Source organism: Bacillus cereus group sp. MYBK216-1, from assembly GCF_051916495.1.
Taxonomy (GTDB): domain Bacteria; phylum Bacillota; class Bacilli; order Bacillales; family Bacillaceae_G; genus Bacillus_A; species Bacillus_A thuringiensis_K.
Genome location: NZ_JBQAGT010000002.1, coordinates 171,405 through 188,332 on the forward strand (window position 1 = coordinate 171,405; position 16,928 = coordinate 188,332).

Sequence of the window (16,928 nt, forward strand, 5' to 3'; positions counted from 1 at the left end):
TCATTTTTTTGTTTAGAAATTTTTAAATTATTGATATAATCAATTTGTAGAATTGATTATTGGTTAATTTTACTATTTTTTAATTTTAAGGGGGATTTAATAATGGCAGGACAAATTCGTATGTCACCAGAGGAGCTTAAATCGAAAGCGACTCGATATGGACAAGGTGCAAATCAAATTGAGGACATTTTACGTCAACTACAAAACTTACAAAATGAATTAAGAGGAGAATGGGAAGGTCGTGCTTTCGAAGGTTTTGACCAACAGTTCAATCAATTAAAGCCAAAAGTACAAAACTTCGCACAGCTATTACAAGAAATTAATATGCAGCTTAATAAAACTGCAGAAGCTGTTGCTAGACATGACGAAGATCTTTCTCGTAATTTCGGTCTACAATAAGACAGATAAAAAGAAATATATAATTTAGCCATGCAACCATACGTTGTATGGCTAAATTACTTTAAAACTAGAGTAAGATACGAAGTCTTTCATCAGATAGACTCGCAGTCGCAGGAGTGATAAGTAGTGAAAAAGTTCAAATGGAGCATCTTGTTGTTTATTATTTTAGCTCTTGTACTATCAACAGGGGTCTCCTATTTAGCATTAAATCAAAATGTTAAGAAAGCTAATGAGAATACTACACCAAAAATGACAGTTGCGTTGGTAAATGAAGATCAGGGCACTGTATTTGAGGGCAATAAAATAGCGTTTGGAGATCAATTTGTTAAAAATGTAAATAAAAATACGAAACAAGAATGGTACGTAGTTAGTCGCGGGGTAGCGGAAAATGGATTGAAAAATAATAATTACAATATGATGATTGTTATTCCAAATGATTTTTCTAGGAAGGCAGTTGCGATTGATTCAGAGATTCCAGAGAAATTAACGTTAAACTACAAAGTAAATGCAACTGGGAATAAGGATTTGAAAGCTGAGGCAGAAAATACAGCTTCTGTTATTTTAGAAGATTTCAATAAGCAAATAATCGACGTTTATTTTGCGAGTATTATCGGTAAGCTACAAGGTGCACAAGATAATATAGGTAAAATAATTGAAAAAGGAAACGTTCAAACAACTATGTATAAAAAAGATATACATAGTCCGTTAGCAAATTACACAAATCAATTTAAAACAGTACAAGATTATACAGGTGTTTCTGTTAATAGTTTCAAAGGATTTCAGGATGTTTTAAAAGGTTTCGGTCAAGCGTTAGATGAAGGGAATAAATCTAACAGTACGTACTTAGATGGTTTTAATAACTTTCAAAAAATGCAAACTGATAACAATTTGTTAGCGAATAATTTCACAAATCAATTCAATCAATATATGAATGATATGAATACAGGCGATGCTTTAAAGCAATTAAGTGCATTGGAATCCGCTAATAAAATTATTTCAAATCAATTTACGTTTTCAGAGAAAGAACCGAATATTTTAACTGATGCTGCAGCGATTCAAAAATATTTAGCAGATGTAAAAAAACAAGTATCTGAATATGATACAGAACTTGCAGGAAAGTTAGAAAGTGATATTCAAGAGACGGTAATTAAGAAGTTAAAGCAATCTATGTCGAATGATGGAAAGCAAGAAATCTTCATAAATACATTAATGAAACAACCAGATGCTCGAATAAAGAAACAAATCGAGAATTTAATTGCGAAATTACCTAGTTTAAACATGGAAGAAATCGGTCAAAGTGATTTGCCAGATACAACGAAATTACAACTGCAAAATGTAATTCAATTTACAAAAAAATATAATAAAGAAAATAATTTTTATTATGATCCTGTAAATAAAATATCTTTAGGAAACGCCATTAAAGAAGTGAAGGATAGACTTTATACAGAGGGAATTACATTTAGTGATACTGCGAAAGTAATTAAAATGGAATCTCCGCAAATTTTGAAGATAAGTATTCCAGAAGAGTTTAAACTAGATGGAAGTACAGAAGCTTTATATATTGATGATGTGGATCGTACAAGTGACTTTCTACAAAGCGAAGCAGGAGAAATTACAATAACTCCTCGTAATGAAGGGGATATAAAGATTAGCTTGCATGTGAAGCTAAAAGATCCAAACATCAATATAGATGTTTTCTCTCCTGTAACATGGCAGTGGGAATTGAGCGGGACTCATAAAAAAGAAACTAGTCCTGAAAAAGAAGAACCTAATAAAGAGGATAAAGGAACACAAACTGAAAATAGCAAGGTGGAAAATGTGGTTCATAAATCACAGTATGGCATAATGCCGTTAGTACACAATGCTAAAACGCCTATTATCAAAAAAATGGAAAACACAACAGGCAATAATGAAGGAAGCCAAGGAGGCGGAACAGAGAAAGATAACGGAACTGAAGGAAACCCAGGAGGCGGAACGGGAACAGATAACGGAACTGGAGGAAACCCAGGAGGCGGAACGGGAACAGATAACGGAACTGGAGGAAACCCAGGAGGCGGAACGGGAACAGACAACGGAACTGGAGGAAACCCAGGAGGCGGAACGGGAACAGACAACGGAACTGGAGGAAACCCAGGAGGCGGAACGGGGACAGATAACGGAACCGGAGGAAATCCAGGAGGCGAAACGGGAACAGATAACGGTAAAGTTATTGAAAGTACAACGAATCAAGTTATACATCAAAAAACAGAAAAAATAACAGATATTACTTCTAGTGTATTAATAAAAGAAGCAGTAGATACAGTCGAAAGTTATCAAGGTTTAATGAGCCTTTACGAAATGTATTATGGGATTGATTTAAGAACGAAAGATGTAGGTCCTAAGTTAGAAGAAGGAAGTTTAGATGCAATTGCGACGGATCAATCTTTGTACTACGTATTAAATAAACATAGCTTAATTGATTTAATTTCAAATCTTGTTTCATCAAGTATTACTACAGAAATAAAACAAGATATGTCAGGTTTAAAACAAAAAATAAACTCTTATCAACAATCTATTACTAGTGCGGATCAAAATTTTATGCTACTAGCGGAGAAATTAAATGGAACGACGCAACAAGCAACTAGTATGAATGAAAATTTAGGAGAGTATTTAAAAGGTTTAGCGAAATGGCGTGAGAATAGCTTAAAGCTAGTTGAAGAGCAGCAAGTATTAACAACAAATCATGCTGGTGAGCAAACAGCTATTTTATCGTTAGATTCTGGTATTAAATCATTAATGATGCAAAGTCAGTCATTGGTCGAAAGTTCGAAGCATAGTTTAGCAACTTCAGACGATGTATATAAAACATTTGATCAAATTAATGGACAAGCAAAAGAAATTCAAGACAGCGGAACGACAATTGTTTCAAAAGCTGATTTATTATTAAATGACTTTACGAAGAAAATGGAAGATGATAAATCATTCTCCAAAAACTTTACGAAAATTTTAGCGAATAGCCGTATTGGAGATCGTCAAAATGAGATGCTATATGACTTTTTAGCTAGTCCAGTTCAAAAGCAAAATGATGGAGTAATTGTAGCAGGAAATGCTTTTACACCATACTTAATTGTATTAACTTGTTTCATTGTTGCATTATTTACAGCATACGCAATTGCGAATCAAGAAAAGAAAAGAATGCAATCAGATCATTTTGAAGAGAAATTCTCATTAATTGATATGAATGTACCAACTACAGTAGTAGCTTTCGGTATATCAATTGTGGAAGGGATTAGTATAGGTATCATTTCTGGGCGTCTTTTAAAGTTTGGTCAGGATCAAAGTTTACTATGGATTGCGTTCATCACATTTATTATGATGGCGTTTGTATTAGTCTCAACCTACTTATTACGACAAATAAAAATGGTAGGAATGTTTATACTATTAGTATTTTTAAGCATGTACCTGTTTTTAACTGAGGCAGTTGGAAGTAAAGTAGATCAAATGTCGTCTGTCGGAAAGATACGTCAATTCTCACCGCTTCAGTATATAGAAAGTTTTCTAAATGATTTTATTAGTGGTAAAGATACTGGGAAAGTTATTTTTGTCGTATTGTTTGTAATTGCCATTATTGGATTGGTTAGTAATCTATTTGTATGGCATAAGAAATGGGAGGAAAAAGAAGTAAATGATCAAACAATGGAGCATAGTGGCTAAGTTATCATTTCTCTCTATCCTTTTACTGTTTGTCGCGCTACCGATAAGGAGCGCGGCTGACAGTTATCTTGGTGATGATGGGAAGATTAAGTTTAAAGTGGATCGACTTGAAGAAAGCGACCAAGAAAAAAATAAAAAGGAACATAAGGAAACAGAATTAGATAAAGCATCGATTGAGTTATTTAACAAAGATATAGAAGAAGAAATTGAGAAAAAGAAAAAGAAAGAACAAAAAGATATGGAAGCTTTGCGAGATTCTCTTTTTACAAAACCAAAAGAGAATAATAGTGTTAAAGATACGAAAAATAGTTTGTTTAGCAGTGAATACATTGTCAGAAAAAGTGCAGATGAAGTAGCGAGTAATGAAACAATGAATGAAGAGCCAATTAGTATAACAATAATATTATTATTTGGCGGCGGCATTCTACTTATTTGCATCGGTATTTATACGGTTCTTCGTAAAAGTTGGAGGTAAAGCGATGGCAATACAAACACATATCAATGTGACAGTAGATTTTAGTAAATGGAATGGAAATACATATGATTTGCGTATTCCGAATCATCAATCTATTAAATATTTATTAAAAAACTTATTAGATACGCTAAAGATTGATAATCATGAAGGTTCACATTTTGTAATTAAAGTGAAAAATAAGTCAATTGTTTTAACAGATAATGATCGTTTAATTGATCACCAAATAACAGATGGAGATATTTTGCAAGTTTTATAAAGAATATTTTTTACTTTTAGTTATTTGAAAATAAGTTATTACGGGTTATAAAGAAAAGGAGAAGAGGATAAACATGACGGAAAAAATAATTCAAATTGATGCAATGAACTATCAATTTCAAATAGAAAAAGAAAATTGGAAATTGGAGATGACCAAATCTCAAACACGTATAAAAGACTTCCGTCAATTCGATATAATTACGGGCGAATCATCTGAATTTGTACCATTAACAATAGAAGAAACGGATGATATGTTTACGTTTCTATATCAAGTAGATAAAAAATTACATAAGTGGGACGATCTTAGCCGTTTTGGAAGAAATGAGAAATTAAGACTACTTCGGAATGTTGCGCAGTTTCGTAAATATTTAAATAAACGAATCACGTTCTTTTTACATCCAGACAATATAGTTTTTAATGCTAATTTAATACCAAGTATTATACATAGAGGAATTCGAGATATTGTTCCGCCAACCCCGTTATTAGAAGAGCAATTTTTAACACAATATAAGTGTCTAATTATTGCTTTATTCTCCCAAAAACATAACTTTGATGATTTGTATGCTGGGTTACTAAAAGATGCAAAAGAAACAACATTTGAACAGACCGTTGCTCAAATGGAAAGCTTAGATGCATTACTGCAGTTTCTTGATGACAGCTTTGAGAAGGAACAAACAAAAACAGAAAAAAATATGCAGTTAGTACCTAAAAAAAGCTACAAATCATTTAAATACTTAGCTTTTTCCTTCATAGCGGCGACAGTTATTTTAGCTGCTCCTTTAATATATTTCACTTTTATAAAATTTCCTTATCAAAATAAATTGTTAGAAGCAAATGCAAGTTTCATAGCAACTGATTATGACAAAGTCATTACGCAATTGAATGAAGAGGAGTTTGAATCATTGCCGATTGCATCTAAATATGAGTTAGCATTTGCATACATTACAGCTGAAAAACTAGGTGAAGCTCAAAAGAAATCGATTATGAAAAACATTAGTTTGAAAAGTGATGAAAAGTATTTGCTGTATTGGATGTATAACGGAAAAGGTAATTTTGATAAATCATTAGATTTAGCTAAGACACTTGATGATCCTCAGCTTATTATGTACGGCCTTGTTAAACAAATTGAATCACTGAAAAATAATCCTGATTTATCAGGGGAAGAACGTGATCAAAAGTTAAAAACATATGAGCAACAATTAGATGAATATAAAAAGAAATATGGCAATTCATCAAGCGATAAAAATTTGTCGGACACAGAGAAAAAAGAGTAAGCAGTTGAAAAGGAGCAGTGAACACGGATGGAGCAACTATTAGTATTGACTTATGGAGACAAAATATATAAGTGCACATTACATCCAAATGAGCAATCAATAGTGTCGATTGGAAAAGAGTGGACAAATGATATTACGAATCCAAGTTTAGAACAAGAAATAGAGTTAAAGTGGAATAATGAAGTAAATGCTTGGATGGTACAGGATCAATTAATAGAATTTAATAAGGAAATTGAGATTGGGAAAACAAGAGATGTGAGCTTGAAAATCTTTATATCTATTGTTGGCACAACTAAAGTGTTTGATATCGGAACGAAACATTCTCTTACAGTGAGTCAAAACGATTACGATGATATTTCTATTACCGGGACTATTGTAGATTTAATGCTATCTCGCGAAACGTTGTACGATTCTTTTAAAGTGAACGTGTATGGCGGGGATGTATTTCATAATTATACGAAGTTAAAAGATAGCGTTATGTTGGAATCAGGAGACGTATTATATTTTGATGGTATTTTATTGGAGATTGGTAGTGAAGACATTCAAGTACTTTCTTCAGAAGATAAAGTGAAATCTGCGTTACCTATTTTAGTAGAATCAGAAACAAATTATCAAAGTGGTTATCCAGACTATCATCGTTCACCACGTATTATTTACCGTGAACCAGAAGAGAAAATGACAATTGCAAAGCCTTCAAGTATGCCATCAAAACCAACGGAGCATTTAGCAAGAATCATTGCACCTTCACTTGTCATGATTGTCGTAACTGTATTACTTGCTATTTTCATGAAATATGGAATGTTTATTATCGCATCGATTGCGATGACATTAGTAACAATCATTGTTTCTGTCACATCGTATATTAAAAATTTGAAGCAATATAAAGTCGACATTGTTGAACGAGATAAAAGCTATAGAGAGTATATAAAACAAAAAACGAAAGATTTACATGCAGAAAGTGAAAAACAGCGTCACGCATTACATTATCACAATCCAAATGTAGAAGTAATACGTAATATGGCAGTTCAAGTAAATCCTAGAATTTATGAAAAAACAATGTTACATCATGATTTCTTAACATTTAGCGTTGGAACAGGACAAGCTAATACGAGTTTTGAAATTCAATTTAATGAAGAAGAATTTAGTCAAACGAAAGATGAATTAATCGATATAGCACGTGAACTAAGACAGCGTTATCTATCATTGGAAGATGTACCAGTTGTAACAGATTTAATGAATGGACCAGTCGGTTATATTGGCCAACGCTCTTTAGTGTTAGAGCAATTACAATTATTAGTTGCACAAACGGCTTTATTCCATAGTTATTATGACTTGCAGTTTATTACTATTTTTCCGGAAGAAGAAAAAGAAAAATGGGATTGGATGCGCTGGTTACCTCATGGAAGTGTTCGCGATATAAATGTACGTGGATTTGTATACCATGATCGTAGCCGTGATCAAGTGTTAAATAGTTTGTATCAAATATTGAAAGAACGAAAATTAAAACTAGATGAAAAAAGTTCTACTAATGAAAAAATGTACTTTGCACCGCACTATGTCGTTCTCATTACAGATGAAAAACTAATATTAGACCATGTTGTTATGGAATTCTTTAATGATGATCCGAGTCAATTAGGTGTATCACTTGTATTTGTACAAGATGTTATGCAAAGTTTACCGGAGCATGTGAAAACGGTAATAGATATAAGAGATGCAAAACAAGGGAACATCATCTTAGAGCAAGGAGAGCTTGTTAACCGTCAATTTAAACTAAATCACGTACCGAAAGGGTTTAATTTAGAAGATATTTCACGGGCATTAGCACCATTAAATCATTTGCAAAACTTAAAAAATAGTATTCCAGAAAGCGTAACATTTTTAGAAATGTACGGCGTTGAAAAAGTAAAAGAACTGAATATCACAAGTCGTTGGGAGAAAAATGCAGCGCATAAATCTTTAGCTGTACCACTTGGATTACGTGGTAAAGAAGATATCGTAAACTTAAATTTACACGAAAAAGCACACGGACCACACGGATTAATAGCAGGTACAACAGGTTCAGGTAAATCGGAAATTATACAATCGTACATTTTATCTCTAGCAGTCAATTTCCATCCTTACGAAGTAGCCTTTCTTCTCATTGACTATAAAGGCGGCGGTATGGCGAATTTATTCAAAAACTTACCACATTTATTAGGAACAATTACGAACTTAGATGGAGCACAAAGTATGAGAGCGCTCGCATCAATTAAAGCTGAATTACAAAAAAGACAACGATTATTTGGCGAAAATGATGTAAACCATATTAATCAGTATCAAAAACTGTATAAAGAAGGCTTAGTAAGTGAACCGATGCCACATCTATTTTTAATTAGTGATGAATTCGCGGAACTGAAGTCAGAACAACCAGAATTTATGAAAGAGTTAGTTTCAACAGCGCGTATCGGTCGTTCACTCGGAATTCATTTAATATTAGCTACGCAAAAACCAAGTGGTGTTGTAGATGATCAAATTTGGAGTAACTCGAAATTCAAACTAGCATTAAAAGTTCAAAATACGTCAGATAGTAATGAAATTTTAAAAACACCGGATGCTGCTGAAATTACATTACCAGGACGTGCTTACTTACAAGTTGGGAATAATGAAATTTATGAACTATTCCAATCAGCTTGGAGCGGAGCAGACTATGTAGAAAATAAAGAGGATAAAGAACATTTAGATGCAACAATCTATGCAATAAATGATCTAGGACAATATGAAATATTAAGTGAAGACTTAAGTGGACTTGGTAGCAGTAAAGAAGTAATAAGCGTACCATCTGAACTGGATGCTGTTATTGACTACATTCACGATTACGCAGAAATAAATGAAATTGAAGCATTAGCAAGACCGTGGTTACCACCACTTCCAGAAAGCGTATATTTACAAGACTTACATGCTATTCAGTTCAAAGAAGCATGGACGAAAGAAAAGAAACCATTACAAGCAACAATTGGTCTACTAGATCAGCCTGAATTACAATCACAAAAACCATTAACATTAGATATTAGTAAAGACGGACACGTAGCGGTCTTCTCAAGTCCAGGCTACGGAAAATCAACATTCTTACAATCAGTCATTATGGATGTAGCTCGTCAACATAGTCCGGAGCATTTGCATGTGTATTTATTAGACTTCGGAACAAATGGTTTAATGCCATTAAAATCTTTACCGCATGTGGCAGACATCATTACATTAGACCAAGTTGAAAAATGCGAGAAGTTTCTTCGTCGCATAGAAGACCTATTAAAAGATAGAAAGCAATTGCTAAGTAAATATGGCGTTGCGAGTCTTGAAATGTATGAGAGAGCTAGTAAAGAAGTATTACCAACAATATTAATTACGTTAGATAACTATGATGCTGTTAGAGAAGCTGGATTTGTCGAAGATTTTGAACGCATTATTGCACAAATTGTACGTGAAGGGGCAGCGGTAGGAATTCATTTAATGCTTACAGCTACACGTCAAAATGCATTGAGAGTACAAGTAAATACAAATATTAAACTACAAATTGCTCTATATATGATAGATGAGGCAGAATCTAGAGCGATTGTAGGAAGAACAGAGTTGAAAATTGAAGAATTAGCAGGACGTGGTTTAGTTAAAATTGACGAACCAACAATCTTCCAAACAGCTTTACCGACAGATGGAGAAGATGTCCTTACTCGAATTGAAAATATACAAGCTGAAGGAAAAGAGATGGATTCCTTCTGGGATGGAGAAAGACCGAAAGCAATTCCTATGGTACCTGAAGTTCTAGAATACAAAGAATTTATTGCATGGCCAGAAACAAGAAAAATTATTGAAGCAGGCAAACTAACATTTGGTGTAGAGACAGAAAACGTTACGCCTCTCGAATTAGATTTAACAGAAGCGTCTAATATTGTTGTAGGGGGAATTAAGAAAGATGAAGTTGAAAATGTAGTTCATCAATTCCTTCAACAGTTAGCAGACAGTGGACACTTTGACCTAGGTTTAATTGATACAAGAACACGAAATTTCTCAAACTATAGAGAGAGCGCTGCTTTATATGTAGCTGAAAAAACAGGAATTGAGAAAACGATTAAACAAGTTACAAACGCTTATAAATCGAGAGAAGCGGCGTTTAAAGAGGAGCAGGAAGCATCAAGTGAAACAGTGAACCCGGCAGAATTTATTAAGAAATTTAAGCCGATTGTAATCGTAATTGCAGATGTAAATGATATTTTAAGTAATTTAGAGGATAGCGATATATATAGTTTAGCGGAATTAATAACAAATGGTGCATTTATGGGCATCCACTTCGTAATTGGCTGTGATGTTGATTCAATTGACAGTCGATACGACTTAGTTTCAAAAACAATAAAAACGCAATCTCATGTTATTTTACTTAGAAAATCATCAGGCCAAATGGTCTTCGATGTATCTAATAAAGATTTAAGTAGTACAAAATTAAATCCATTTGAAGGGTATTTTGTTGAAAATCGTTTTGCTACTAGAATTAAAGTGCCAACTATTTAAGGGGGGATTTGCATGGGGATAGAGGAATTAAATAGTCAAAAATCTGGTTTATTAAGTAGTATAAGTCATCAACAAGGGCAATTGGCTGAACTACAAATGAAACTAAGAAGGCTAATAACTGCTAAAGGGAAATTTGTAAATAATCTTGAAGCAATTAAACAAAATCAAGAGCAGTTTAAGTCCTTAGAAATAAACGAGAGTAGTTGGAAAGGGCAAAGAGCAACTACTTTTAAAGAAACATATGAACAACAAGTCATTTCGAATTTAGGGAAGTTTATCGGAGAACTAGGGAGAGTGCAAGAAGACATCGATCAAGCTATACGGCGGCTTGAAAGAGAAATCGCTACATGTGAGTCTAGTATTCTTTCTCTAAGTAGAAGTGTTTCAATGGTTGACGCTAGTATTCAAGTAGAAGTACAGAAGGCGGGGAAATGATAAATGGGGGAAATTAAATTAAATAAAGGGGTATTTGATGCGAAAGTAAGTGATTTGAAAAGTGGTGCTAGTGATTTAGGTAAGACTAAATTTAATGGTATGCAGTTACATCGTACGAATTTAAGTAAACTGAAAAAATATTGTGAAGCGATTGAAAAGTTATCGGAAAAAGTGCAGCAATATGAACAAATACTACAAAAGGATATTAGTAGAATTCAGCAAACAGGACAAGAAATGGTTCAGCAAGATGAAAAGCTTGGAAAAGATTTGAAAGACAGTTCAGCTCACCGTGCTATGTAAAGGGATAGGAGGGGGAAAATATGAGCAAAATCATAGAGTTACAAGAAGTAAAAGAACTGCAAGAGCGGTTTAATTCAAGTGCTGAAGAGTTAAATCAACATTTGGAAACATTGCAGCAAAAAATAGAGGACTTTACACAAATTAACTCTTTTCAAGGGAAAGCTGCTGATACTATTAAGAATCATTTATCTACAGTTCATGGAGCTGTTATCACTGGATTTACAGTTACAACGGAAATGTTAAAAAGTCAATTTCAAAAAGCAATAGAGGAGTTTAACAGTGAGGTTGACAGTGATGCAGATGCAAAAATTCATGGAAGTTATTTGGATGATGTAAAGAAAAAAGTTAATGGATATAGTGAGGGATTTAGCCACTCTAATGAAGAGGCGAAAAAAACAGTAGGTACGATTAGTGACATCGTCGCAATTCAATATCCATCATCATCAAGCATCACTGAAGGCGCTGTAAAAAGCCAAAAAGAAATCAGTGAGACATTAGAAAAATTAGAGACTTATAACAGTAAGCAAAGTGACCTGCAAGAGTTTGATGAATTAATGCGTAAGATAGATGAGGGAATGCAACAAATAAAAGTGAATAATGGAAATTTGTCTATCGCTGCAATAGGGAAGCTTATATCTAGCGTGGCAATTGGAAATATCATTAAGGTAATGGCAGATACAATGACCAAATTCGACATTAGTGTTAAGGGAACTAAGGCTCTTTTAGCTTCCTATATACGCATGCATTATGTTAAAAAGAATTATGCTTTAGACGTCCTTTTTGATCCTAAAGGTCGAAAAGGGAAAGGAGTATATGAACTATCGACATTAAAGAAAGAAGATTTGGTTAAAGTAGCAAAAATCCTTACAATGGATAATAATGATGATGTTTTAGTTCGATTTATCAAGAATAAATTAGAATTTGAATTTGGTGATTTAAAAACAACAAATGCACAAATAAAAAAAGCAAGAAAAACCATTTTAAAATTACCAGAGTTTCAAAGTTATCAAGATTTCCACGTTGATTGGGAGAAGAAAGGATTGCCTACTGCAATTGGGGAGAGAGGATTGAGTGCATTTAAGACTGCTTATGCAGACGGTTTAAAGGATTTACATCCTGGAAAATGGAAAGAAATGTTTAAAGGTATGGGGAAACCGGCCACAGTATTGAAAGGAGCAGGTATTTTTGGGGCTGTTGTGTCAGTCGGAGGGAATGTTGTAGACGCTACTAAAGATGATGGTTGGCAGTTACATGATGTAGCTGATATAGCAACAGATTCAGCTGTAGATATTGGAGCAAATGCTGGAGCGATGGCCGCTGGTGCTGTAGCAGGGTCGTTTTTCCTTCCGCCGCTTGGAACTGTGGTTGGAGCTGGTGTTGCCGTAGGACTTACATGGGCAATTAATAAAAAATGGTCTTTTTTAGGAGGAGAAGACAATGCAATTGATCTTGCTAAAAAAGGAGTTAAAAAAGTAACACACAAACTTGGATCTATATTTTGGTAATAAGACTACAAGAAAGGTGCATATAGGTAATGTGGAATATAAAAGAAGAAGATTTAGATAAATTTCGGATGACATGTAAACGTCGATTAAGTCCTGAAGGTGCTTTTGGATTTATGATAGGAACAATAGTGTTTGTTTCAGTAATGATGTTTTTTCTTATTGGTACTTTAGTAACGTTTGGTTGGGACTATTATACTACTTTCTTTGAGAAAACAATCGTTAGAATGGAACTTGTGTTATATAGCTTACAAATAATTTTTTTAATTCTATATTCATTTTCAAAAGCTCGATTTAAATTTCAAAAGTTACAAACATTTGTTGTATTATTATATGCATTTCAATTAGGTACGATATTATTCACGGCTCTAATTCTTCCTGGAATGTCTGATTATACAATTGATCGAATTACATTAGTATATGTAGGTTTCTTATTTTTTGGAGCAGTGATTGTTCATATTGTGACAACGATTGATACGTTTAAACAGGCAAGTGAAGGTGCGTTTAGTATGAATGAAAGATCCGCTTCCTTTTTTAGTAAAACAAAAGGAACTATGATGAAAGTTGCTTCAATATACGCATTAATCCTACTTATTTTGATTTATTTTCATAATGATTATGCGTTTGATACTTTTATTGGGTATGTAATAGGTACTGTTTTAATGTATACGATAGCCATTGGTGCAGCTGAATTTCAGCTATTAGCGTATTGTAGATTTAAATTCCCTTCATTTAACATATCGTGGGAGCAACATAAAAGAGAGACTCCAAGATATCAAAAGAAAAATAAAAAAGGTAAATCAAAACGTAAGGCGTAAAGGAAATGAGTATAGTAGGTTTAAATGTTCGCCATTTACTATAATGTGGAAGGAATATGAAAGAGAGCGTAAGTGACATTTGAAGAAACAAAAGAATATATAGCCAAGAGAAAGAATAGTAAAAGGAGTAGGTATTATGAAAATTCAATATAAAGCATTATCACTTTTAAATTTAATTAGTATTACTCAAATTGTAAAAAAAGAAGATTGGTTATTACCTGCTATCGCACTGAGAAATCAAGTTGTTCATAATGGAATATATGCTGTAGGTCCTGTTCTTTTTAAATATCAGCCATTGGAAAATGAACCAGAGTACGGTGAATATACGTATTCTGTTCCAGTAAATGAGCGTGTTAAATTGGGAGAGAATTCTGCATATGAATACGTTGATGGATTAATTATTGAAGAGGCATTAAGTGTTCGATTTACTGATGAAGATGGTGATATTGAGGAGGCTTATAATTTAATACATGAGTTTGCAGAACAGCATCATATCAAGTTAGATAATGGTTTTTATCACGTATGTTTAGACGTATACGGTGACATGTGGCTAGATATTTATGCTCCTATTAGAGAAGTAGGTGAAACAATAAAATGATAATTGAAGGACAAAGTATTGCATATACAAATGTTGTTTCGAAAGAGTACTATTTTCATTACGAAGATATGGAAGAAGCAATTGAACATTTTATGTCAGAAATTGCAACAGAGAATTTAACAGTAAAAGGTCCGATGTTTTATGCTTTGAAAAATATACCATCTGATGAAAATATGTACGTTGAATTATTCATGCCAGTGAATGAAGATAAAATTCCAGCATCAGAAACACTTCAATTTAGGAGCTATTATTATGTTGATGAGATGCTCATGAAACGATATACGGGAGATTATGAAAAATTAACAGAGCAGGTATATGGTGAAATGCTTCTGTATATGGAGGATAATAATCTGAATTTAGCCTCGCCAATTTATCATGTGTTTAGCGGTGATGAGTCTTTACAGTATGTTGAAGTGAAGATTGCTGTATTTAATGAAGAATAATATTTTAAGCTTGTGGCTTTTAACATATGGAAACATCATGAAATATCATAAAAGAGATAGTTTTGAATAGGGTTTGGGGAAATATCATAAATAAAACCTTCTCTTCTCGTTAGAATGAGGAGGTTTTTCGTTCTCAAATTTATATGTAATTAACTTAATATTTCGACATGCGATTTTCAACGGGCTCATTCTGTATTGGTAGTAGTTACGTGCTATAGTTCGCTTTGTTGCTAGTTTGAAGGGGAAAGTTTATTCAAAAGTCAATTTGTAAAGAGGGGAAGGTGTTATTTTGATTAAGGATCGGAATGTTTCAGAAACAGAGCAAAGTTTTTTTCAAAGGACAATAGTATCTATCTATCAAGCGTTAGAATTTATAATGAAATATACAATGATTCTAATAATAATAATGTCAATATTTGTGATAATTGCTGCTGTTTATTTTAAAATATATGAGGGTATAGGGGCGGGTGTATTCCTCTTAATTTCGTCATTATTTGCATATTTGGTGTTTTTTAAGAAAAGTAAAAATGCCTAAATTAATAGCAAAAATAAAATTCCAAAGATTAACAACTATAATACGTTATTTGAAGAGGGAAAGTTTTGAATATGGCATGAATGTATAACAGTAAGAAAACCTTCTCTTTTCGTTAAAATGAGAAGGTTTTTATTTTTAATCTATATGATTTAAGTAAAGGTAGTTAAAGGTGGAAAACTTGGATATGGAATATAAAAAAAGAAGATTTAGATAAATTTCGGATGATATGTAAACATCGTTGGAGTCCTGAGGATGCTTTAGGATTTATGATAGGAACAATAAGGGAACGTAATGAAACTAAAAATGCCTAGAGTAACTGGTGACAGTATGAAGTTAAAGAGGAAAGCGAAGCAAGATTATGTGAATTATGAAAAGTCTTTTCATAATAATAAATCATTCTAAGGGAGCTGATTTGTTTTGAAGAATGGAAGATCAATTTGCAGCTAAGTTTAAAATGTGGCGGAGTAAGTTGGGGGAATCATAGACGCAAGAAAAAGAAACCGAAACAAATAAGAAAAGAAGCTGTTCAGATAAAACCGATAGTAGAAGAAAAACCACTAAAGAAGAGTAGCAACAAGTTGGTTGATATTCTCCTAGGTATTCTTCTTTTCCCAATTTTTATATGGGCTGTCTTGGAAGGTTCTACAACACAAGTAAGCAAAGGGAAGACTTTCCTTATTATCGTTTTCTTTCTCTTAATTACAATAGGGTTATCTATGATAGGAAACAAATAAGGGGGAGTTCAGATGTTTAAGAAGAAGGAGAAAAAAACATTTACGTTAGATTGGTAAACACACAAGGGGAAATCATTCGAGAGTTTAATTGTACAGAAAAAGACTTGCGAAAAGTAAAAGAAAATGGTACTGAAATTTGTTTGGTTGGAGACAACTCATATGAGATGGTAGCAACCGATGAACAACTAGAAAAACTAGCAAGAGCTGAAGCAGAAATCGAAGAGGAAATTAAGGCATGGGAAGACGCTTTAAATGAGAGTTTGGAGGAACGGGAAGAAAGAGAAGCGAGACAGAAGGAATTGAAAGAAAAGAATAAATGGAGTACAAAGAAGAAAGTAATCGTATTTGGACTCATATTCTTTGTATTTATTGGATTACCTATTATCGAAGGGTATCAGAATAGTAAACTAGTTAAAGAAGGTACATCATTACATGCAGAAATTGTAGGTAGGCATGTAGAGAAGGAATTCATGTTTACACACCCCACATTAGTAGTTGAGGTAGATGGTAAAAAGCATAATGTATGGGTAAGTGAAGAGACATATAACGGAGCAGAGTGGTTAGGTAGACTAAAAGTCATCAAAACAAAAGATGGTAAAGTTGAGAAAGATCCTAGATATGAGGGCGAAGACTTAATCACGAGTTATTAAGTAGTATGTTTTTAATATTCGCTTCTCAAATTAAACAACATTATTATTTGCAAAAGTCGAATCCATTAAAATAAAAAACAAATTTAAAATAACTGTAATAACCTGCTAGCATATTGTTGATTGGAGGTTATCACCTTTCTGAAGATAAAATTAAAGAGCTTTATTATCTCGATACAATTGTGCTGACAGTAACGTTTTTACTAAGTGAGTGGAGTTTCAGGGAGTATGAGGGATATGCTTAAGTAAAAGAGAGAAGAATATTTAGAGCTTTTGAGGAG

The 16,928-nt window shown here is 33.2% G+C and carries 15 protein-coding genes; all 15 read left to right on the plus strand.

Annotated elements, in window-relative coordinates:
- The first annotated feature begins 102 nt into the window (after nt 1-102).
- The 15 genes from ACTFRH_RS06465 (at nt 103) to ACTFRH_RS06535 (ending at nt 16,650) form a co-directional block, all read left to right on the plus strand.
- Nucleotides 103-399: a WXG100 family type VII secretion target gene (locus tag ACTFRH_RS06465; RefSeq protein WP_000918601.1), complete on the plus strand. Its 297-nt coding sequence runs from the start codon at nt 103-105 to the stop codon at nt 397-399.
- Between the two features lie 126 nt (nt 400-525).
- The gene (esaA, locus tag ACTFRH_RS06470; RefSeq protein ID WP_440048735.1) at nt 526-4,092 is read left to right on the plus strand and encodes a type VII secretion protein EsaA; all 3,567 of its coding nucleotides are present in this window, start codon (nt 526-528) and stop codon (nt 4,090-4,092) included.
- Nucleotides 4,064-4,567 carry a type VII secretion protein EssA gene (gene essA, locus ACTFRH_RS06475; protein WP_000595655.1) on the plus strand — a complete coding sequence of 168 codons (504 nt, stop codon included), beginning with the start codon at nt 4,064-4,066 and terminating at the stop codon, nt 4,565-4,567. Before esaA ends, essA begins: the two co-directional genes overlap by 29 nt.
- Before the next feature lie 4 nt (nt 4,568-4,571).
- A complete protein-coding gene (locus tag ACTFRH_RS06480) occupies nt 4,572-4,823 on the plus strand; it encodes an EsaB/YukD family protein (RefSeq protein WP_001007571.1) in 252 nt (83 codons plus the stop codon).
- Between the two features lie 73 nt (nt 4,824-4,896).
- Complete coding sequence (essB, locus tag ACTFRH_RS06485) at nt 4,897-6,096, plus strand: type VII secretion protein EssB (RefSeq protein ID WP_000136609.1); 1,200 nt, start codon at nt 4,897-4,899, stop codon at nt 6,094-6,096.
- Between the two features lie 27 nt (nt 6,097-6,123).
- On the plus strand, nt 6,124-10,635 hold the full coding sequence (gene essC / locus ACTFRH_RS06490; protein WP_440048734.1) for a type VII secretion protein EssC: 4,512 nt from the start codon (nt 6,124-6,126) through the stop codon (nt 10,633-10,635).
- A 12-nt stretch (nt 10,636-10,647) separates the two neighbouring features.
- Entirely contained in the window at nt 10,648-11,070 is a 423-nt protein-coding gene (locus tag ACTFRH_RS06495; protein ID WP_000510565.1) for a YwqH-like family protein, read from the plus strand.
- Nucleotides 11,071-11,073: 3 nt separating this feature from the next.
- A complete protein-coding gene (locus ACTFRH_RS06500) occupies nt 11,074-11,370 on the plus strand; it encodes a TIGR04197 family type VII secretion effector (protein WP_000503885.1) in 297 nt (98 codons plus the stop codon).
- A 20-nt stretch (nt 11,371-11,390) separates the two neighbouring features.
- The gene (locus ACTFRH_RS06505) at nt 11,391-12,875 is read left to right on the plus strand and encodes a T7SS effector LXG polymorphic toxin (RefSeq protein WP_000034623.1); all 1,485 of its coding nucleotides are present in this window, start codon (nt 11,391-11,393) and stop codon (nt 12,873-12,875) included.
- A 29-nt stretch (nt 12,876-12,904) separates the two neighbouring features.
- On the plus strand, nt 12,905-13,690 hold the full coding sequence (locus ACTFRH_RS06510) for a hypothetical protein (protein ID WP_000267118.1): 786 nt from the start codon (nt 12,905-12,907) through the stop codon (nt 13,688-13,690).
- 136 nt (nt 13,691-13,826) lie between these two features.
- Complete coding sequence (locus tag ACTFRH_RS06515) at nt 13,827-14,288, plus strand: DUF5085 family protein (RefSeq protein ID WP_000701786.1); 462 nt, start codon at nt 13,827-13,829, stop codon at nt 14,286-14,288.
- Nucleotides 14,285-14,731, plus strand: a complete 447-nt coding sequence (locus ACTFRH_RS06520) for a DUF5085 family protein (RefSeq protein ID WP_000582719.1) — start codon at nt 14,285-14,287, stop codon at nt 14,729-14,731. The genes ACTFRH_RS06515 and ACTFRH_RS06520 overlap by 4 nt, the downstream gene beginning before the upstream one ends.
- A gap of 289 nt (nt 14,732-15,020) precedes the next feature.
- Nucleotides 15,021-15,266 carry a hypothetical protein gene (locus ACTFRH_RS06525; RefSeq protein ID WP_000588631.1) on the plus strand — a complete coding sequence of 82 codons (246 nt, stop codon included), beginning with the start codon at nt 15,021-15,023 and terminating at the stop codon, nt 15,264-15,266.
- 437 nt (nt 15,267-15,703) lie between these two features.
- The gene (locus ACTFRH_RS06530) at nt 15,704-16,000 is read left to right on the plus strand and encodes a hypothetical protein (RefSeq protein ID WP_001177229.1); all 297 of its coding nucleotides are present in this window, start codon (nt 15,704-15,706) and stop codon (nt 15,998-16,000) included.
- A 50-nt stretch (nt 16,001-16,050) separates the two neighbouring features.
- The gene (locus tag ACTFRH_RS06535) at nt 16,051-16,650 is read left to right on the plus strand and encodes a hypothetical protein (RefSeq protein WP_003300966.1); all 600 of its coding nucleotides are present in this window, start codon (nt 16,051-16,053) and stop codon (nt 16,648-16,650) included.
- Nucleotides 16,651-16,928: the final 278 nt, after the last annotated feature.